General features: G+C 73.0%; 17 protein-coding genes. 5 read left to right on the forward strand and 12 right to left on the reverse strand.

Annotated features, from left to right (window positions below):
• Positions 1 to 157: 157 nt before the first annotated feature.
• The 8 genes from pyrE to ACZ5WK_RS19405 all read right to left on the reverse strand — a co-directional run bounded on the left by pyrE (position 158) and on the right by ACZ5WK_RS19405 (position 10614).
• Positions 158 to 694, reverse strand: a complete 537-nt coding sequence (pyrE, locus tag ACZ5WK_RS19370; protein WP_465548610.1) for an orotate phosphoribosyltransferase — start codon at positions 692 to 694, stop codon at positions 158 to 160.
• Between the two features lie 99 nt (positions 695 to 793).
• Positions 794 to 1894 (reverse strand): SRPBCC family protein, encoded by a 1101-nt coding sequence (locus tag ACZ5WK_RS19375; RefSeq protein WP_465548611.1) that lies wholly within the window; start codon positions 1892 to 1894, stop codon positions 794 to 796.
• A 152-nt stretch (positions 1895 to 2046) separates the two neighbouring features.
• On the reverse strand, positions 2047 to 3618 hold the full coding sequence (locus ACZ5WK_RS19380) for a polyamine aminopropyltransferase (protein WP_465548701.1): 1572 nt from the start codon (positions 3616 to 3618) through the stop codon (positions 2047 to 2049).
• Positions 3619 to 3841: 223 nt separating this feature from the next.
• Positions 3842 to 4369: a DUF2617 family protein gene (locus ACZ5WK_RS19385; protein WP_465548612.1), complete on the reverse strand. Its 528-nt coding sequence runs from the start codon at positions 4367 to 4369 to the stop codon at positions 3842 to 3844.
• Positions 4370 to 4845: 476 nt separating this feature from the next.
• Entirely contained in the window at positions 4846 to 6006 is a 1161-nt protein-coding gene (locus ACZ5WK_RS19390) for a pyridoxal phosphate-dependent aminotransferase (protein ID WP_465548613.1), read from the reverse strand.
• 117 nt (positions 6007 to 6123) lie between these two features.
• Positions 6124 to 6690, reverse strand: a complete 567-nt coding sequence (locus ACZ5WK_RS19395) for a type III secretion system chaperone family protein (protein WP_396324277.1) — start codon at positions 6688 to 6690, stop codon at positions 6124 to 6126.
• Between the two features lie 227 nt (positions 6691 to 6917).
• Positions 6918 to 9539 (reverse strand): ATP-dependent chaperone ClpB, encoded by a 2622-nt coding sequence (gene clpB, locus ACZ5WK_RS19400; protein WP_465548614.1) that lies wholly within the window; start codon positions 9537 to 9539, stop codon positions 6918 to 6920.
• Between the two features lie 127 nt (positions 9540 to 9666).
• A complete protein-coding gene (locus tag ACZ5WK_RS19405; protein ID WP_465548615.1) occupies positions 9667 to 10614 on the reverse strand; it encodes a LysR family transcriptional regulator in 948 nt (315 codons plus the stop codon).
• Positions 10615 to 10685: 71 nt separating this feature from the next.
• On the opposite strand from ACZ5WK_RS19405, the gene ACZ5WK_RS19410 reads away from it, so the two are divergent.
• The 4 genes from ACZ5WK_RS19410 (at position 10686) to ACZ5WK_RS19425 (ending at position 15389) form a co-directional block, all read left to right on the forward strand.
• Positions 10686 to 11801 (forward strand): TDT family transporter, encoded by a 1116-nt coding sequence (locus tag ACZ5WK_RS19410; protein WP_465548616.1) that lies wholly within the window; start codon positions 10686 to 10688, stop codon positions 11799 to 11801.
• 679 nt (positions 11802 to 12480) lie between these two features.
• Positions 12481 to 13473 carry a helix-turn-helix transcriptional regulator gene (locus ACZ5WK_RS19415; protein WP_465548617.1) on the forward strand — a complete coding sequence of 331 codons (993 nt, stop codon included), beginning with the start codon at positions 12481 to 12483 and terminating at the stop codon, positions 13471 to 13473.
• Complete coding sequence (locus tag ACZ5WK_RS19420) at positions 13463 to 14398, forward strand: LuxR C-terminal-related transcriptional regulator (RefSeq protein WP_465548618.1); 936 nt, start codon at positions 13463 to 13465, stop codon at positions 14396 to 14398. Before ACZ5WK_RS19415 ends, ACZ5WK_RS19420 begins: the two co-directional genes overlap by 11 nt.
• Entirely contained in the window at positions 14391 to 15389 is a 999-nt protein-coding gene (locus ACZ5WK_RS19425) for a LuxR C-terminal-related transcriptional regulator (RefSeq protein WP_465548619.1), read from the forward strand. Before ACZ5WK_RS19420 ends, ACZ5WK_RS19425 begins: the two co-directional genes overlap by 8 nt.
• 22 nt (positions 15390 to 15411) lie before the next feature.
• Here the strand turns inward: ACZ5WK_RS19425 and ACZ5WK_RS19430 are convergent, their stop codons facing one another.
• Positions 15412 to 16038 (reverse strand): hypothetical protein, encoded by a 627-nt coding sequence (locus ACZ5WK_RS19430; protein ID WP_396324271.1) that lies wholly within the window; start codon positions 16036 to 16038, stop codon positions 15412 to 15414.
• Positions 16039 to 16388: 350 nt separating this feature from the next.
• Here ACZ5WK_RS19430 and ACZ5WK_RS19435 point away from each other — a divergent pair, with 350 nt between their 5' ends.
• Positions 16389 to 16589 (forward strand): hypothetical protein, encoded by a 201-nt coding sequence (locus ACZ5WK_RS19435; protein ID WP_396324270.1) that lies wholly within the window; start codon positions 16389 to 16391, stop codon positions 16587 to 16589.
• Positions 16590 to 16721: 132 nt separating this feature from the next.
• Here ACZ5WK_RS19435 and ACZ5WK_RS19440 read toward each other — a convergent pair whose 3' ends face one another.
• The 3 genes from ACZ5WK_RS19440 to dnaJ form a co-directional block, all read right to left on the reverse strand.
• Positions 16722 to 17720, reverse strand: a complete 999-nt coding sequence (locus tag ACZ5WK_RS19440) for a helix-turn-helix domain-containing protein (RefSeq protein ID WP_396324269.1) — start codon at positions 17718 to 17720, stop codon at positions 16722 to 16724.
• A gap of 203 nt (positions 17721 to 17923) precedes the next feature.
• Positions 17924 to 18457 carry a heat shock protein transcriptional repressor HspR gene (locus ACZ5WK_RS19445; RefSeq protein ID WP_396324268.1) on the reverse strand — a complete coding sequence of 178 codons (534 nt, stop codon included), beginning with the start codon at positions 18455 to 18457 and terminating at the stop codon, positions 17924 to 17926.
• 7 nt (positions 18458 to 18464) lie between these two features.
• Positions 18465 to 19622 carry a molecular chaperone DnaJ gene (gene dnaJ, locus ACZ5WK_RS19450; RefSeq protein ID WP_465548620.1) on the reverse strand — a complete coding sequence of 386 codons (1158 nt, stop codon included), beginning with the start codon at positions 19620 to 19622 and terminating at the stop codon, positions 18465 to 18467.
• Positions 19623 to 19652 lie beyond the last annotated feature (30 nt).

The raw sequence follows: 19652 nt of genomic DNA on the forward strand, positions 1-19652 counted from the left end.
TGGAAACCCCTCGAGTCCGGGTTACCACCGCCCGTGATCAAAAAACAGAAAGGGGGGGCGGGAGGGGGCTGGCTTTCCGCCCAGGTCAAGCCAACCCCCGGCCCCTGCCGTCTGTCCGGAGTGCGAGGTGTACTCGGGCTCCCGGTGCCCGGGGCCGTCAGAGGCCCAGGTCGTCCAGGTTGTAGGCGGTCACGTACGGAAGGCCCGTCGCCTCGACCGCGGCGGCGCCGCCGCGCTCCACGATCACCGCGACACCGACCACATCGGCGCCCGCCTCGCGCAGGGCCTCGACGGCGGTCAGCACCGAGCCACCGGTGGTGGAGGTGTCCTCGACGGCCAGCACCCGGCGGCCCTTGACCTCCGGGCCCTCGATCCGGCGCTGCAGGCCGTGCGCCTTGCCCGCCTTGCGGACCACGAAGGCGTCCAGCTGCTGGCCGCGCGCGGCCGCGGCGTGCAGCATCGCGGCCGCCACCGGGTCGGCACCGAGGGTCAGACCGCCGACGGCGTCGTACTCCAGGTGGGCGGTCGCGTCCAGCATCACCCGGCCGACCAGCGGGGCGGCCTGGCCGTCCAGCGTGATCCGGCGAAGGTCGACGTAGTAGTCGGCCTCCTTGCCGGAGGAAAGGGTGACCTTGCCGTGCACGACGGCCTTGTCCTTGATCTGTGCCAGCAGGGCGTCGCGGTCGTTGCTCATGAGCGTTCAGTCTAGGGCGTGTCTGACAATTCCCGGCGCACCCGTGCGCCAGGCGGGAATCGTCAGACACGCCACGCCCTTGGCGGGGGGAGGGTCCGGCTAGCGTCGCCGCAGGGCCCTGACCAGCACCACGGCGCCGCCGACCAGCGCCACACCGCCGCCGATCATCCACGGCACGGCGCTGCGGCCACCCGGGCCCGGCACCACGATGCCGCCGGCCTCGCCGCCCCAGCGGGACGCCGCCCGGGCCCGGGCGCTGCGGGCCGGGAGGGCCGGGGCGTAGCGGCCGCGCGGCGGGGCGTGGTCCACCTCCTCGGCGGAGCGGCCGACGATGCTGCGGCGGACCGGGCCGCTGAGCACCGGCTCCTGCTCGTACTCGAAGGGGAGCTCGGTGGGGAGGTCGGTGGGCAGCTCCTCCTCGGCCGAGGCGGCGGGGACGTCGGTGCCGGCGGGCTCCTCGTCATCGTCATCGTCGTCGCGGCCGCCGGGGTCGCCGGTGGGGAGGCCGAAGCGCTCGGCGTCGGCGTCGGAGAAGGCGATCAGGTCGGAGAGGTCGTCGTCGAGGTCCTCACCGGGCTCGCTCTGGTGGTCCTCCAGGAAGAGCACGGTGGCGGTGGGCTCCTCGGCGTCCTCGTCCTCAGGCCCCTCGGTCTCCGCGGTCTCCTCGGCCTCGGCCGGTGCGGTGGTGTCCGTCCCGGCCTCCTCGGTCTCCTCGGCGTCCGTGTCCGTGTCCGTGTCCGCGTCCGCGCCGGCGGCGTCCGGGGAGGCGAGGGCGGCGGCGAAGCGGTCCAGCAGACGGCGGCCGGTCGCGGTGAGGGTCTCCTCGTCGAACTCGGTCAGCCGGCCGGTGGCGGACAGGTCGCCGGTGAAGCGGACCAGCGCGGTGCCGTCCTCCGTGCCATCGGCGGCGCTGACCCGGACGGTTGCGGTCGCCTCGCCGTTGCCACGGGCCTCCTGGCCCTCGGCGAACACGGTGAGCACGCCCTCGCGGCCCTCGATCAACGACAGCACGCCGCGGTAGGTGATGGTGGAGGTGCCGATCCGCAGCTTCAGCCGCCCGCCGATCTCCTCGGCGGGGCCGCTGCCGACGGCGGCGGGCTCGGTGCTGAGACCCGGCACGCAACGGGCCAGCAGAGCCGGATCCTGCAGGGCCTGCCGGATCTGCTCGGCCGGCAACGGGACGACAACCTCATGCTCCATGTGACGGAGCCTACCGACCGAACCCCCGGTGGTCCCTGCTGCGGCCCCTACCTGTCGCGCCGACTTCTCCGGCCCGCCCCGGCCAGGCCCCCACCGGCCCGCCGGACCTGGCCCGCGGTGCGGCGGCGCACGGCCGCATCCCGCCCCGGGTCTCACTGCGGCCCCAGGAGGCTGAGCGCCGCCGGGGGGCGTGCCGGGCGGAGGGCGGTGAGGCGGGCGGCGGCGACGCGGAGGGCGTCCGGGGTGAGCGCGCGGGGCGGCGGGGCGTCCGGGGCGAGGCCCAGCGGGGGCTGGGCGGCGGCCGCGAGCAGGAAGGCCTGGCTGTCGCTGCTGTCGCCGCTGTCGTCCGGCCCGGGCCGGCAGCTCGCGGCGGCGCCGCCCTGGACGGCGTACGGGACGGTCCGCAGGCCGGCCGCCCGCAGGCCGGACTCGACCTGCCAGAGGCTGTTCCGCTCGTCGCCGGCCCGGACGGCGAGCCGCCCGCCGGGGGAGAGCAGCCGGGTGGCGAGGCCGTAGAACTCCTGCGAGTGGAACTTCACCGTGCCGCCGTCGGCCGGTGCGGGCAGGTCGGCGAGGACGACGTCGAAGGCGCGGTCGCTCGGGCGGACGCTGCGCAGCCACTCCAGCGGGTCCGCGTCGGCGGTGCGGACCCGGGGGTCGTCCATCGAGCGGTCGGAGAGCGCGGCCAGGCCGGGGTCGGTCCGGGCCAGCCGGGTGAGCGCCGGGTCGGCGTCGACGACCAGCACCGAGCGGACCCCGCTGTGCCGCAGCACTTCGCGCAGGGCCAGCCCGTCGCCGCCGCCGAGCAGCAGCACCCGGGCGTCCGGCCCGGCCGCCATCGCCGGGTGGACCAGCGCCTCGCTGCCCCGGTACTCGTCGGGGCCGCAGACCGCGAGCCGCCCGTCCAGGTAGAGCCGCAGCGGGCCCTCGGCCGGGCCGGTGAGCACGATCTCCTGGTACCGGCCGTGGGTGGCCAGGCGGACCTGCGCGCCGTACAGGGCGCTGCGGGCGGCCCGTTCGATCGCGCCGGACCAGGCGGCGGCCGCGGCGAGGGCGGCCAGGACGAGCCCGCAGCACCCCCAGAGCAGCAGCCGGACCCTCGGCACCGGCTCCTCGCGGAACAGCCAGAGCACCACGGCGGCCCCGGCGACGGCGTTGACCGCGCCGGTGACCAGGGCGCCGGTGCCGGGCCCGAACGTGGGCAGGATCAGGAATGGGAAGGCCAGCCCGCCGATCAGCGCGCCCACGTAGTCGGCGGCGAAGAGGTCGGCCGCGGCCCGGCCGGCGTCCTCGCGGCGGATCCGTTGGATGAGCGTCATCAGCAGCGGGATCTCGGCGCCGATGAGGACGCCGATCAGGCAGGTCAGGCCGACCATCGCGGTCTGGTACCGGCCGATCCAGGCCCAGCAGGAGTACAGCGCGAGGACGGAGAGCCCGCCGGCGAGTGCGAGCGCGCACTCGACCAGGGCGAAGGCGGTGGCGGGGCGGCGGGTGAAGCGCTTGGCGAGCAGTGAGCCCAGGCCCATCGCGAACACCATGACGGAGAGCACCACCGACGTCTGGGTGACGGAGTCCCCGAGGAGGTAGCTGCCGAGGGCCACGAGTTCGAGCTCGTAGACGAGTCCGCAGGCCGCGCAGACGAACGCGGCCAGCAGGACGGTGAGCCGGGCGAGCCGGGGGCGGGCACGCAGCCGGCACCGACGGCGGGCGGGCAGGGGGGTCAGGCTCCGCCCGAGCCGGGGTGGGCTGCCGTCGTCGAGGTCGAGTCCCGACTGAGCGGGGGGACCGGCCGGATGATTGATCACGAACAAACGCTAGGCGACGTTCGGTACGGACGGCTGCGTCCATTCGACGGACAGTGCGATACGTCGGGTTGACGGATCGTTCCTGCGTGCGAAGGGAGGGAGGTCTGCGGGCGTATGCACGCCTCGGCCGCGGCTGCCGTGCTCACCGGGCCAGCACCAGCGAGGAGCGGGTGCAGACCAGCTGTCCCTCCTGCGGATAGGCGTGCCAGGTGCGCCAGAGCAGCCGGTCCGCGCTGCCCTGGGTGACCAGCGCGGTGAAGGCGCTCGGGTCCCCCGGGAAGACGCCTGCCAGGCCGCGCGGGTGCCCCTCGACCAGGGCCAGCAACTCCTGGGCGCGGGCGGCGAAGTCGTGCGGCGGCAGCGCCTCGATCCGGGCCGCGAACTCGTACTCCCAGCCGTCCACCTGCTTGGCCACCCGGGCGGGCAGCGGGGTCCGGCGGCCGGGCAGGCAGGCGACGGTCTCCAGGCACTTGCCCGGCCCGGCGGCGATCACCACCTGGTGGGAGGCGCCGAGCAGCCGCAGCTGCAGGGAGCCGGGGGGACCGGGACGTCCGGCCCCGTCCAGTCTCAGGTCGCGGACCGCGAGAGCGGGCAGCGGTTCGCCGCCCAGGCACCAGGCCAGGTCACCCGCGCGGGTGTCCGTGTAGGAGGTCTGCAGTGTGGTGAGCATGCTCGGCTCCGCGTTTCAGCTCCGTGCGCGCCCGCCGAGCAGCAGCGAGTAAGGCCAGGCAGAGGCGAGGCTGTTCGTGGCTGTGCGGTCCAGGGCGCGGCCGACCGTGGAAGGAAGGATTCCGGCTGGAGATTCAGCAGCAGAGAAGCATGAATACGCCGGGTCCGTCGGTGATTTACCCAACTTTGTCAAGCATTCACCGTTTCGAGCACACCTGCTTCCCGGCTCTGATCGACCCGGTGTGCGACTCTGCACAGCGCGCGCCCTTCGCACCGGTCCACGTGCCGTGCACTCCGCGCGCACGCCGTCCGCAGGCCCTTTGCGCCCCTGCCCTCCCATGCGCCCGGCGCGCGGTGGCACGCGAAGCGCCCGGACCTGCCGGGCAGGCATGGCGAATTCCCGCCAGGCAGTAAACGCCCATGCCCGTCGGGCAAGTTGACGAATCGTCAGGACATTCGGGCCATTCCGCCGATCCGTCAGATCCGGCTGAGCCTGGCCACCGCCTCCTGGAGGACGTCGACCCGCTTGCAGAACGTGAACCGGACGAGGGGGCGGCCGGCCTCCGGGTCGTCGTAGAAGACGGCGTTGGGGATGGCGACCACACCGCAGCGCTCGGGGAGGGTGCGGCAGAACTCGATGCCGTCCTTCTCGCCGAGCGGGGTGATGTCGGTGGTGATGAAGTACGTGCCCGCGGGAGTGAAGACCCGCAGGCCCGCCGCCGAGAGCCCCTCGGCCAGCAGGTCGCGCTTGCGGAGCAGGTCGGCGCGGAGGGTGTCGAAGTAGTCGTCGGGCAGCCGCAGGGCCTCGGCGACGGCGTACTGGAAGGGCCCGGCGCTGACGTAGGTCAGGTACTGCTTGGCGGTGCGGACGGCGGCGACCAGCGAGGCGGTGGCGGTGACCCAGCCGACCTTCCAGCCGGTGAAGGAGAAGGTCTTGCCGGCCGAGGAGATGGAGACGGTGCGCTCGCGCATGCCGGGGAGGGCGGCGATGGGGTGGTGGGCGCCGGTGAAGACGAGGTGCTCGTAGACCTCGTCGGTGACGACCAGCAGGTCGTGCTCGACGGCGAGGGCGGCGATCGCGGCCAGCTCCTCCGGGGTCAGGACGAGGCCGGTGGGGTTGTGCGGGGAGTTGAGCAGGAGCAGCCGGGTGCGCGGGGTGATCAGCGAGCGGAGCCGGTCGAGGTCGGGGCGGAACGAGGGCGCCCGGAGGGTGAGCGGGACGCGGGTGGCGCCGGCCATGGCGATGCAGGCGGCGTACGAGTCGTAGAACGGTTCGAAGGCGATGACCTCGTCGCCGGGCTCCAGCAGGGCGAGCAGGGCGGCGGCGATGGCCTCGGTGGCGCCGGCGGTGACGAGTACCTCGGTGTCCGGGTCGTACGTGAGGCCGTGGAAGCGCTGCTGGTGCTCGGCGACGGCCTGCCGGAGTTCGGGGATGCCGGGGCCGGGCGGGTACTGGTTGCCCCGGCCGTCGCGCAGCGCCCGGACGGCGGCCTCGCGGATCTCCTCGGGCCCGTCGGTGTCGGGGAAGCCCTGCCCGAGGTTGATCGAACCGGTGGCGGTGGCGAGGGCCGACATCTCGGCGAAGATCGTCGTGCCCATCCCGTGCAGCCTGCGGTTCAGCAGCGGCCTCGTACCCATTGCGGCTCCCTACGCCTCGTCGTCGGCCCCATCCTCGGCCCGGCGGCGGCCGGAGACAAGGACGGCCCGCCACCGGGGTCTGCCGGTGGCGGGCCGTGCCGTGGGAAGCCGGTGGGGTCAGGCCTCGTCGGTGCCCTCGGGGGCCTCGCCGTCGCCCTCCTCGCCCTCGATCTCCTTCTGGAGACCGAGGCGCTCGACGATCCACTGCTCGAAGCCGACGGCGGCCTGGGTCCAGTTGGCGGTGGTGGTGACGAAGTAGTCCAGGTTGACGCCGGTGCCGACGATCATCTGGGCCTCGCCGATCAGGCGGACCACGCCGTCCTCGTGGGTGTGGGTGTAGACCTTGGGCCAGAGGGTCTCGCGGTTCCACTCGTCGATCAGGTCGAGGATCTCGCCCTTGTCCTCCAGCGGGTACGCGCGGTCGTAGAACGCGCGGACCGCGAAGAGCTCCTTCTGCTCGCCGCGGAACATGTAGTAGACGCGGAAGCCCTCCCAGGGGGCGGTGAGGTCGCCCTCCTCGTCCACCACGTGCTTGAGCTGCATCTGGTCCAGCAGCTGGGTCACCAGGGCCTGGTCCGGAACGATGATCGGCGGCGGGCCGGCCGGCCGGCCGCCCTGGCCACCGCCGGGCTGGCCGCCCTGCGGGACGCCGAACGACGGGATGGACGACGGGTCGATGCTCATGGGGGTCCTCTTCCTCAGTGCACGTGGTGGCCGGCAATGAGAGGCCGCCCTTTCCACCTCCCATCCTGCCTCATTCGGGCCCTGCCTCACAGGGGCGGCGGCCCGGGAAGGATCTTGGAGGAGCGTCTGCCGGGGGCGGCGGACACCGAGGGTGAACAGGGCGGTGGGCCGCTCCCGTGGAAGGGGCGGCCCACCGTGGGCGGGGCTCCGGCGAGAGCCCCGGTGCGCTACTTCTCCAGCGGCCCGCGGCCACGGACGGTGAGGCGGTCGGTCTCTTCGTCCCGCTCGACCACGACGGTGTCGCCGTCGTGCACCTGGCCGGAGAGGATCGCCCGGGCCAGCTGGTCGCCGATCGCCGACTGCACCAGACGGCGCAGCGGGCGGGCGCCGTACGCCGGGTCGTAGCCGGTGAGCGCCAGCCAGTCCCGGGCCGCCTCGCTGACCCGGAGGGTGAGCCGGCGCTCGCGCAGCCGCTCGCCCAGCCGGGCCACCTGGAGGTCGACGATCCGGCTGAGCTCGGCGGTGCCCAGCGGGTCGAAGACCACGATGTCGTCCAGCCGGTTGAGGAACTCCGGCTTGAAGGCGGCCCGGACGGCCTCCAGCACCAGCGCCTTCTTCCGGTCCTCCGAGGAGGCCTGGTCCACCGGGCCCGGTTCGTTGAACGCGTGGCTGCCCAGGTTGGAGGTGAGGATCAGGATCGCGTTGCGGAAGTCCACCGTGCGGCCCTGGCCGTCGGTGAGCCGGCCGTCGTCCAGCACCTGGAGCAGCACGTCGAAGACCTCGGGGTGGGCCTTCTCGACCTCGTCCAGCAGCACCACGCTGTACGGGCGGCGGCGGACCGCCTCGGTGAGCTGGCCGCCTTCCTCGTAGCCGACGTACCCGGGCGGGGCGCCGACCAGGCGGGAGACGGAGTGCTTCTCGCCGTACTCGCTCATGTCGATGCGGACCATCGCCCGCTCGTCGTCGAAGAGGAAGTCGGCCAGGGCCTTGGCGAGTTCGGTCTTGCCGACGCCGGTGGGGCCGAGGAAGAGGAAGGATCCGGTCGGGCGGTCCGGGTCGGCGATGCCGGAGCGGGTGCGGCGCACCGCGTCCGAGACGGCCTGGACGGCCTCGCGCTGGCCGATCAGGCGGCGGCCCAACTCGTCCTCCATGCGCAGGAGTTTGGTGCTCTCGCCCTCCAGCAGGCGGCCGGCCGGGATGCCCGTCCAGGACGCGACCACGTCGGCGACGTCGTCCGGACCGACCTCCTCCTTGACCATGGAGTCGCTGGTGTCCTCCCCGGCGGCGCGCTCCTGCGCCTCGGTCAGCTCGGTCTCGGCGGCCGGGATCTCGGCGTACATCAGCTTGGAGGCGCGCTCGAAGTCGCCGTCCCGCTGGGCGCGTTCGAGGGCGCCGTGCAGGTCGTCCAGGCGCTCCTTCAGCTCGCCCACCCGGTTGAGGCTCTTCTTCTCCTGCTCCCACCGGGCGGTGAGCACGCTCAACTGCTCGTTCTTGTCGGCGAGATCGCGCCGCAGCCGGGCGAGCCGGTCGACCGAGGCAGGGTCCGACTCCTTCTCCAGGGCCAGCTCCTCCATCCGCAACCGGTCGACGGAGCGCTGGAGTTCGTCGATCTCGACCGGGGAGGAGTCGATCTCCATCCGGAGCCGGGAGGCCGCCTCGTCGACGAGGTCGATCGCCTTGTCGGGCAGGAAGCGGGAGGTGATGTACCGGTTCGAGAGCGTCGCGGCGGCGACCAGGGCGGCGTCCGAGATCTGCACCTTGTGGTGCGCCTCGTAGCGGCCCTTGAGGCCGCGCAGGATCGCGATCGAGTCCTCCACGCTGGGCTCGCCGACCAGCACCTGCTGGAAGCGGCGCTCCAGGGCCGGGTCCTTCTCGATCCGCTCGCGGTACTCGTCCAGCGTGGTGGCGCCGACCATCCGCAGCTCGCCGCGGGCCAGCATCGGCTTGAGCATGTTGCCGGCGTCCATCGCGGAGTCCCCGCCGGCGCCCGCGCCGACCATGGTGTGCAGCTCGTCGATGAAGGTGACGACCTGGCCGTCGCTCTGCTTGATGTCGTTCAGGACGGCCTTCAGCCGCTCCTCGAACTCGCCCCGGTACTTCGCGCCGGCGACCATCGCACTGAGGTCCAGCGCGACCAGGCGCTTGCCGCGCAGCGACTCCGGCACGTCGCCGGCGACGATCCGCTGGGCCAGGCCCTCGACCACGGCCGTCTTGCCGACACCGGGCTCGCCGATCAGCACGGGGTTGTTCTTGGTGCGCCGGGAGAGCACTTGGACGACCCGGCGGATCTCCTGGTCCCGCCCGATCACCGGGTCGAGCTTGCCCTCCCGGGCGGCCTGGGTGAGGTCGGTGCCGTACTTCTCCAGCGCCTTGTAGGTGCCCTCCGGGTCGGGCGAGGTGACCCTGCCGCTGCCGCGCACGTCCTTGAACGCGGCGAGCAGGGCCTTCGGGGTGGCGCCCTGCTGCACCAGCAGCTCGGCGACGGCCCCGCCCTCGGCGGCCAGGCCGACCATCAGGTGCTCGGTGGAGACGTACTGGTCGTCGAGGTCGTCGGCGCGCTTGCCGGCCTCGGTGAGCACGGCCAGGGTGTCGCGGGCCAGCTGCGGGGCGGCGACGGTGGAGCCCATCGCGCTGGGCAGCGCGGCCAGCTGCCGGCGGGCCTCGGCGTCGACCCGGCTGACGTCCGCGCCGACCGCCTCCAGCAGCGGCCTGGCGATGCCCTCGGGCTGCTCCAGCAGGGCGGTCAGGATGTGCACCGGCTTGACGTCCGGGTTGCCCGCGGAGCCGGCCTGCCGGATCGCGGCGGACAGGGCGTCCTGCGTCTTGGTGGTGAACTTGCTGGCGTCCACTGCTGGGGTGTCCTCCTTGCTGGGGGGCGGATCGTGCGAGCTGATGAGCGGATCCGCATGCTGGTGCCGAATCCTGCCGAGTACAGCATGCACTAAGTTGAGTCTATTCCGCTCAACTTATCCCGACTCAACGTCTGGATGAACGATGGTGGGGCCCCGGCTTTCGCTCCGGGGTGCGCCGGGTCAGCGTCAGCAGCTCCCGGGCCGGCCCGCTCGGCCGCCGCCCGGCCGGCCAGACCGCGCGCAGCGGGCGCCGCAGGTCCAGCCCCTCCGCCAGCGGGACCTCCACCAGCCGCCGGGTCGCCAGCTCCTCCACGACCGCCAGCTCGCTCAGGCAGACCGGACCGGCGCCGGTCATCGCCGCCGCCTTCAGCGCCGTCGACGAGGCCAGCTCCATGCGCGGCCGCGCCGCACCCCCGTACGGCGCCAGCGCCATCTCCAGGACCTCCCGGGTGCCCGAACCCGGCTCGCGCAGCACCAGCGGGGTCGCGGCCAGCTCGGTGCCGGTCAGCGGGGCCCGGCGGCGCGCCCAGGCATGGCCGGGAGCGACCACGACCACCAGCCGGTCGGCGGCCACCACCGCGCCGGCCAGCCCCGGCGGGGTGGACGGGCCCTCGACGAAGCCGAGGTCCGCCTCCCCGGCCAGCACGTGCCCGGCGACGTCCGCCGAGTTGGCCGTCCGCAGCGTCACCGCCGTCCCCGGGCTGGTCTCGTGCAGCGCAAGCAGCCAGCCCGGCATCAGGTACTCGGCGACGGTCAGGCTGGCCACCACGACCAGCCGGGCGTCCCGCCGCTCGCGCAGCGCATCGATGCCGGCGTCCAGCGCCTGCGCCGCCTCCACCACCTGGCGGGCCCACTCGACCACCAGCCGGCCCGCCTCGGTCGGCCGGCTGCCCCGGGGCGAGCGGTCCAGCAGCGGGACGCCGATCTGCTGCTCCATGCCCTTGATCCGGGCGCTGGCGGTCGGCTGGCTCACCCCCAGCTCGGCCGCCGCCCGGCCGACACTGCCCAGCCGGGCCACCGCGAGCAGCAGCTCCAGCGCACCGAGTTCGGGGACGCGCGGAGAGAGGGCCATAGGTTCAGGCTATGTCCTCATAGAGCGCCCGGCGCTACCGGTACCCGCCCGCCGACGGCACGGTGGATCCCATGGCCACCCTGATCGACACCCCTGCCCCACGACCCCTCCTCCGTACCCGCCCCGCCCGCCCCGATCTCGCCCAGCTGGGCCCGAACTGGTACGCGGCGGTCATGGGCACCGCGATCGTCGGCAACGGCGCCGCCGCCCTCCCGGTCGCGCTGCCCGGGCTGACCGGGTTCGGCGAGGTGATGTGGGGCCTCGGGCTGGCCGCCCTGGTGGTGCTCGGGTCCGCCCGCGTCGTCCACCTCACCCGGCACCGGGCCGCCGCCCGCACCCACCTGCTGGACACCCCGGCCACCGCCGTCTTCTACGGCTGTCCGCCGATGGCCCTGCTCTCGGTCGGGTTCGGCACCCTGGTGCTCGGCTCGCGGGTGATCGGCACCGGCCCCGCCGTCGCCCTGGACGCGGTGCTCTGGGGCGCCGGCACCCTGTACGCGCTGACGGTCGCCGCCGGCATCCCGTACCTGATGATCACCCGGCACGCCGTCTCCCCGCTGGAGGCCAACCCGACCTGGCTGCTGCCGGTCGTGGCCCCGCTGGTCGCCGCCTCCACCGGCCCCGCGCTGGTCCCGCACCTGCCGGCCGGCACCCCGCAGCAGGCCATGCTGTACGGCTGCTGGGCGCTGCTCGGGGTCGGCCTGCTGGCCACCCTCGCCCTGCTGCCGGTGGTGCTCACCGGCCTGTTGCACAGCAAGATCCCGGCGCCGGCGCTCACCCCGGCGCTCTTCCTGGTGCTCGGCCCGCTCGGCCAGTCCACCACCGCCGTCCACCAACTCGCCGACGCCGCCCGCCCGGTCACCCCCCGGCTCGCCCCCGCCGCCCTCGCCTTCGCCGAGCTGTACGGCGTCGCGGTGCTCGGCGTCGCGATGCTCTGGCTCGCCGTCGCCACCGCCGCCAACCTGCGCGCCCGCCGGGCGGGAATGACCTTCGCGATGACCTGGTGGGCGTACACCTTCCCGATCGGCACCTGCGTCACCGGCGCCGCCGCCCTCGCCCGGCACACCGGCTTCGCGGGCTTCACCGGGCTGGCCGCCGGGCTCTTCGTCCTGCTGGTCGCCGCCTGGGCCGTCGCCGCCGCCGGCACCGTGGCCGGCCTGGCCGCCGGGCGGCTGCTGGCGCGCTGAGCGCCGGGCGCCGGGCGCCTGGCCGCTGGCTCGTGGGCCGGCTGTCCGTCCGCCTGCCCGCCCGCTGGTGGGCCGGAGGTCCGTCCACCTGCCCGGAAGACACCCGGCCACCGAATGACCGGACGGTCGGACTCCACGGGCCGACCGGCGTGACCAGCGGTTTTGCACACCGCCGGAGCATCGCGCGGGAGCCCGCGCCGACCGTCCGCTGCAGGTTCCTGCAATTGCGAGAACATGCACTCGGGCGGCACTTGTTCACCGGCCGTCACGCTGTGAGGGTGGAGTCACGCCAGGTCGTCCGGGCAACCGCAGCCCGATGGTGGCGATTTGCTCTTCAAAACTGGATGCGAACGGTACGTCCGTGCCTGCATATCGGGGGGAAGAGCGCCGGCCGGGACGCCATGTGTGGTGATGGCCCCCGGGACCGGATCCGGCGAGGCGTTGCTGCTCCGCCTCGCCGGAATCGTCCAGACCCTGGCGTGACACCGGCGGCCCCCGGGCCTCCCGGCGTGCGACGGCACCCGGGACCTCGGGGTCCGCCGGCTCGCAGTACCGTGATCGCGTGCGGCGCGCGGTGCCGGGATCATGCCCGCGACGTGCGGGAACACATGGCAGCCGCGGCACCTGCGTACCCGAAGCACAGGCGTATCCGAGATCCATCCGGCAGGGAGTGTTCGAGGTGACGGCGGACCCGACGGCCGCTCCGGGCATCACCGGGCCGTCCGGCGAACCCGACGACGAGGCCCGCCGGCTCTACCTGGCCATCCTCGACGGCGGCGGCCGCATCCCCGTCGCCGATGTCCCCGAGGCCGACCGGGCCGCGCTGCGCCGGCTCGTCGACACCGGCCTGCTGATGCCCAACCCCATGGACGCCTGCTACACCGCCGTCAGCCCGCGCTCGGTCAGCGACCGGCTGGGCGCCGAACTGCGCAGCGAGGCGACCCGGCTGCTGGTCCGCGCCGAGAACCTCCCCGGCGCCCTCGACTCCCTCACCCGCGCCTACGACGCCATGCCCCGGCCGCCCGAGCGCTCCGGCGGCGCCGTCTACATCGAGGGCCACGTCCACATCCGCCACCGCATCTCGCAGCTGGTCTCCGACTGCCGCAGCGAGGTCCTCACCGCCCAGCCCGGCCACCGCCCGGCCGACGCCCTGCAGATCGCCCTCCTTCAGGACGTCCAACTCCTGCAACGCGGCTGCTCGCTGCGGACCATCTACCAGCCGGTGGCCGTCTCCGAGCCCGCCGCCCTCGCCTACGCCGACAAGGTCACCCGGCACGGCTCGCTGATCCGGATCCTGGACGAGCCGTTCCAGCGGCTGTTCGTCTTCGACCGCTCCGTCGCCGTGCTCTCCGCCAGCGAGGACAACAGCACCGCCGCCTTCATCTCCGACCCGGCCGCGATAGCCTTCCTGGTCAACACCTTCGAACGCGACTGGGCCCGCGCCGACACCACCGACTGGGCCGCCGCCCGCGCCCACGGCCCCACCCGCGACGCCGCCGAGCGGGTCGGCCGCCTGCTCGCCCGCGGCCTCACTCAGCGCGCCGTCGCCACCCGGCTCGGGCTCAGCGAACGCACCGTCGCCGCCCACATCTCCCGCCTCCGCGAACGGCACGGTGCGCAGACGCTGTTCCAGCTCGGCTGGCTGATGCGAGGCGGCCCGGATGACCGATGAGCCCACCAGCGCCGAACACGCCCTCTACCTGGCCGCCCTCGCGGCCGGCGGGCACCTGCGCGCGGCCGCCCTCACCCCGGCCGACGCCCCCGCCCTCACCGGCCTGCTGGGCCACGGCCTGCTCGTCCCCGCCACCGCCGGCTACACGGCCGTCGACCCGCGTTGCGTCAGCGACCGCGTCGGCGCCGGACTCCGCACCGAGGCCACCCGGTTGCTCGTCCACGCCGAACGGCTCCCGGCCGCGCTGGACGACCTGACCCGCGCGTACGACGCCGTGCCCCGCCCGGCGGTCCCCCCGGAAGCCGTCCATGTCGAGGGCACCGCCGAGATCCGGCAGCGCGTCGCCGAACTCCTCTCCGACTGCACGGAGGAGCTGCTCGCCGCCCAGCCCGGCCCCCGCCCGGTCGTCGGCCTGCGGATGGCGATGCCCCAGGACCTCGCACTGCTCAGGCGCGGCGGCGCCATGCGGACCCTCTACCAGCCGCTGGCCTTCGCCGACCGCGCGGTGGCGGAGCATGTGCGGTCGATGGCCGGACACGGCGCCCGGGTCCGGGTGCTGAAGGAGCCCTACCGGCGGATGCTCGTCTTCGACCGCTCGGTGGCCGTCATCCCCGCCGCCGACGACGAAAGCCGAGCGGCCTTCGTCCACAACTCCGCGGTGGTCGCCTTCCTGGTCGCCGTCTTCGAACGCGACTGGTCCCGGGCCACCCCCGCCGGCCACCCCACCACCGCCGCCGCGCCCCACCCCACCACCACCCGCGTCGGCCACCTGCTCCGCCAAGGCCTCACCCAGCGCACCATCGCCACCCGGCTCCACCTCAGCGAACGCAGCATCGCCGCCCACATCGCGCGCCTGCGCCGCCGCCACGACGCCCGGACGCTGTTCCAGCTGGGCTGGCAGATGAGGGGCGGCGGCGATGACTGAACCCCGTACCGCGTCCGACCTGCTGACCGCGGCCCTGCCGGACGCCGCCGCCCGGGAGCTGTACCGCGCCATCCTCCGCGAGGGCGGGCGCATCCGGGCCGCCGAGGTCGGCCCGGCGGACGCCGCGGCGCTGGACCGGTTGGTCGAAGTCGGCCTGCTGGTGCCGCTGCTGATGGACGCCTCGTACAGCGCGGTGGACCCGCGCTCGGTCACCGACCGGATCGGGGTGGACATCCGGCTGATGAGCGCGCGGCTCCTGCGGGAGGCGGAGCAGCTGCCCGATCTGATGGACGACCTCACCCGGGCCTACGATTCCGCGCTGCGTCGCCATGACGGCCCGGCAGGCGTCAGGTACCTCGCGGACATGGCACAGATCCGCCACGAGATCGAGCAACTGGCCCAGGCGTACCGGGCGGAGGGGCTGACCGCACAGCCCGGCGGGGCCCGGCCGGCCGGACTGCTGCCCGACTCGCTCGACCGGTCCCGCCGCTACCTCGAACGCGGTGGCACCATGCGGACGATCTACGAACCGGCTGCCCGGTTGGACGGCCCGACCGTGGAGTACGCGGTCGAGGCCACCAGGCTCGGGTGCGCGATCCGGGTGCTGGCCGTGCCGTTCAAGAGGATGCTGATCTTCGACCGCACCGTCGCCGTCATCCCGGCCGCGCCGGACAACAGCAGTGCCGCCTTCGTGGAGGACCCGGCGACGGTGGCCTTCCTGGTCGACGTCTTCGAGCAGCACTGGCAGCTGGCGGACGGGGTGAACTGGGCCGGCCTGGTTGCCGGGCCGGCCGAGCCCGCCGTCCACGATCAGGTCGGCCGCCTGCTCTCCCAGGGGCTGACCCAGCGGGTGATCGCCGGCCGCCTGGGCCTCAGCGAGCGTACGGTGGCCGGCCACATCGCGCGGCTGCGGGAGCTGTACGACGCGGAGACCCTGTTCCAGCTGGGGTGGCAGATGCGGGGAGCCCGGACGCGGGAGTCCGATGCGTGAGCGGCCGGGCGGCGAGCCGAGGTCAGCCGGTGGCGGCGTTGCTCGGCCAGTAGCCGGTCGGGCCGACGGCCGGGGGCTGCTGGCGGGGGACGGTGAACTGCTCGCCGGGGGCGGTCCAGAAGCCCTCGCGCAGGGAGAGCGCCATGCCGGCCCAGTCGAGGGCCGTCTCCACGGTGTGGTGGAGGGCCTCCTGCGACCAGGTGTCGTCGAAGACGAGCGGCAGCACGGGGGCGACCTGCTCGATGGTGGCGATCAGCGGGTTGTGCGTGATCGCCTCGTCCACCAGCAGGACGATCGGCTTGCGCAGCGCCGACGCCCACCCCAGCTCGAGGCTCACCCCGGCGGACAACGGCGCGCCGACGTACGCGAAGACCAGGTCGGCGGACTGCAGGGCCCGGAAGTCCGACGGCACCCGCGGCTCGGGGGCCCGGCCGGCGACGGTCCAGGCGTCGCTGTGGTGCGCGCTGTACACGGCGGCACCGCTGCGCAGGAGCGTGGTGCGAAGCGTCGTCAGTCGCGTCCGGCTGGCCAGGGTCACCACACTGTCGGCCGGCCCGGTCAGTCGCATCAACGGCGCGGCCAGGAAGACTCGTGCACGCCGGCCCTCGGGGGCCTGGCTGTCGTGGTGACGCAGGTAGGGCTCGGTCATTGTCGACTCCGGGGGAGGGCGTCGGTGGTGGCTGCATCACGGCCGACGCGTGGCGTGGAGGTTGCTGCTCAGAGAATTTGGGCCGATTTATCGTTGTTTCGCCGCCCAGTGATACCGGCGCCGAACGGGAGGATCCGGCGTTGAGGTGAGGAGGGCGTGAGTTGATCGTCCACCGAGCAGAGCCGGCAGTCCACTGACGCACAGTGTCATCCGTCTGCATGGCACAGAGATGCCACCCTCTGCATGAGTTCGTCCGTGACAGTCGCAAGCTCTATGTGGCACCATCTGAGCGTTTGATGGCATGTCGTATGCGCTTTCGATCGGACATGCCACGAGAGATTGGGGTGTGCATGTCTCGTCTGCGTCAGGTCGCCAGTGCGGCCATGGTGGCGATATCCGTTGGCTTCGTTGCCGTGCTCGGCATTGGCGTCAGTGGACATGATGCCGATAGTTCTGTCCATGTCAATCGATCGGTCACCGGAGTCGATTCCAATGACCAGTCGGCCCAGGCGTCGCTCAGCTTTTTGGAGAATGACCACCAGTGGACATGACAGTTTCGCCCGGCTTGTGGCGAATCCTGTGATGTGGTGACTGTGGGCCGGGCGATGCGGCACGGGTGAGGAGTACCCGCGGCCGGCAGCCGGCGGGGGCTCGTGCTGTCGCCGGATGCGGCGCGGCGGGGGCTAGCCGTCGTGGGACTCGTGCTGCAGGCGCGCGAGTGCGTAGCCCAGCTGGAACAGCGATTCGACGTTGTAGTCCTCGCGCATCTCGGCGAGATGGCGGGCCAGTGTCCGTTCGCTGATGCCGAGACGTCGGGCTATCACCCGGTGGTTGGTGCCTTCGAGGAGCAGATCGATAATGGTCTGCCGCAGTCGGGATACCACCTGCTGTGGAACGGTCCGGCCGCCGGTGAAATCGAGGCCGCGGTTCCAGTTGCGCTCGAACACCTCGTGGAAGAGGAAGTGGATGACTGCCGGATCGTAGATGAAGGCAGCGACGTTGAGGTCTTCCGCGACCGGAATCACGGCGAGGAGCCGGTCGACGATGATCAGCCGCGTGTAGGGCTCGTCGAGAGTGCGGAACTTGCCTCCCGCCTCGGTGATTTTTGCGACGTAGTCCCGGGTCGGCGCGTGGTACCGGGTGCTCGGGTGGTAGATGGTGCGCGTGGATATGCCGCGCTTCAAATCACCCAGATCGTCGGAGATGGCTCGCGAGAGGACCTCCGGAGGCCGAGGTCCGCCGGGCTGGGCGGCGAGTATCTCCTCCTTTGCCGAGGTCACGGCGTGGTTTATCCGTTGGGCGATCAGTGCTTTTCCGTGCACGTATTCGATGATCCCGCCGGTCGACTCCGGCCGGTGGAATGCCTCGGCAAGGCCCTGTAGGTCGCTCGGGACGGCTATGGCGCGCGCCAGGAGGTCAAGCGCCTGCCGCTGCCACGTGGTGCTCAGTCTGGTGGCCAATTGCTGAGGGTCGACCGCCACCAGGACCTGGGGGTCATCGGTGTCGGGAATGAGCAGGCCGATATCGAGCAGTTCGCCGAGATGGCCGTAGCTGCTGTCGTGGATTTCTTTGCGGTTGATGCGGCCACGGGTGCGGATAATCAAAAGGTAGAGATCGTGGGCGGCGGCGGACAGCGTGCCCGCGCTGACAACATCCGGACCGGAGTCGTTCCTCCCGCTCATTCACGGCTCCTTCTCGATGACCGAACTGGCCCCATGGTGGTACTGGCACCTCACCGCGATCCTAGATCGTGAGGCGGATGCAGGATCGGGCATTCTTCCACTGCTGCGTGGCGAACCTGTTGACTGGCACCCTCTCACCAACGGACAGCCGCCGGCACCCCCCCGACCAGAGGGAACCGGCGGCCGTGTCCAGGCTCGGCAAGTCAGCGCTTGGGCCGCCACACCACCAGGGCGCTGGACTGGGTGGGCGGCTGGTAGGGCACCAGGTCACGGCGGTAGGAGGCGTGGATGGTGGCCTCGCGCTGCTGGAGGGTGGTGGCGGCACCTTCGAGGGAGTCGGCGAGCTCGGCGATGCGGGACTGGAGGGCGGTGACCTGGTTCTCCAGCTCGATGATCCGCTTGATGCCGGCCAGGTTGATGCCCTCGTCCTGGGAGAGGCGCTGGACCTCGCGCAGCTGCTGGATGTCGCGGGCGGAGTAGCGGCGGCCGCGGCCGGCGGTGCGGTCGGGGCAGACCAGGCCGAGACGGTCGTACTGGCGCAGCGTCTGCGGGTGCAGGCCGGAGAGCTCGGCGGCGACCGAGATCACGTAGACAGGGGTGTCCTCGGTGAGGACGTACTGCGGGGGCGGGGCGGCCCGGCGGGCGCGCGGGGCGCTGCCGGGGAGGCCTTCGCCCACGCCGGGGCCGATCGGGCCGCCGGGGCCAAGGGGGCCGAGCGGGCTGCTGTCGGGGGTCATCTGGTCGTCACGCTCCCTTCGCCGCCTGGAACAGGGCGGCTCGTGGGTCGTCGGAGGCGGTGGCCTCGCGGTACTGCTCCAGGGCCGTCAGCGCGTCGCCGGTGACGTGCTGGGGCACCACGACCTCCACGGTGACCAGGAGGTCGCCGCGGGTGCCGTCCTTGCGGGTGGCGCCCTTGCCGCGGGCCCGCAGGGTGAGGCCGTTGGCACTGCCGGGGGGCAGCTTGAGCTTCACCGAGGGGCCGTTGAGCGTCGGCACCTCGATGGTGCCGCCGAGAGCGGCTTCGGGGAAGGTGACGGGCACCGTCACGGTGAGGTTGTCGGCCTTGCGCCCGAAGACGGGGTGCGTGTCGACGTGCACGGTGACGTAGAGGTCGCCGGCCTGGCCACCGCGCTCGCCCTGGGCGCCCTTGCCCTTGAGGCGGATGCGCTGGGCGTCCTGGACGCCGGCCGGGATCCGGACCTGCATGGTGCGGGCGGAGCTGGCCCGGCCGCTGCCGTGGCAGTCGGGGCACGGGTCGTCGACGATCATGCCCCGGCCGCGGCAGTCCCGGCAGGGCTCGGAGAGGGCGAAGGCGCCCTGGCCGCGGCTGACGGTGCCGGCGCCGACACAGGTGGGACAGACCCGGGGGGTGGTGCCGGCCTTGGCACCGGTGCCGCTGCAGGTGCGGCAGGGGGCCTGGCTGGTCATCCGGAGCGGGACGGTCGCGCCGTCGACGGCCTCCTCGAAGGAGAGCGTCACCTCGGTCTCGACGTCGGCTCCGCGCCGGGGCTGGGGCTGGCGGCCGCCGCGGTTGAAGAGGCCGCCGAAGACGTCGCCGATCCCGCCGCCGCCGGCGCCGCCGCCGCCCTGGCTACCGCTGAAGAGGTCGCCGAAGTCGAAGCTGTAGTTGCCGCCGCCGGGGCCGCCGGAGCGGAAGCCGCCGTTGGCGAAGAGGGTGCGCGCCTCGTCGTACTCCTTGCGGCGCTTCTCGTCCGACAGGACGTCATAGGCCTCGGAGATGTCCTTGAAGCGCTCTTCGGCCTTGCTGTCGCCCTTGTTCGCATCGGGGTGGAACTCGCGCGCCAGCTTGCGGTACGTCTTCTTGATCTCGGTGGCGGAGGCGTCCTTGGGCACGCCGAGGACCTTGTAGTAGTCCTTCTCCACGTAGTCCTTGCCGCTCATGCGCCCACCTCGCTTCGATCGGCAGCCGCT

It is taken from the genome of Kitasatospora sp. NPDC032757 (assembly GCF_055579305.1).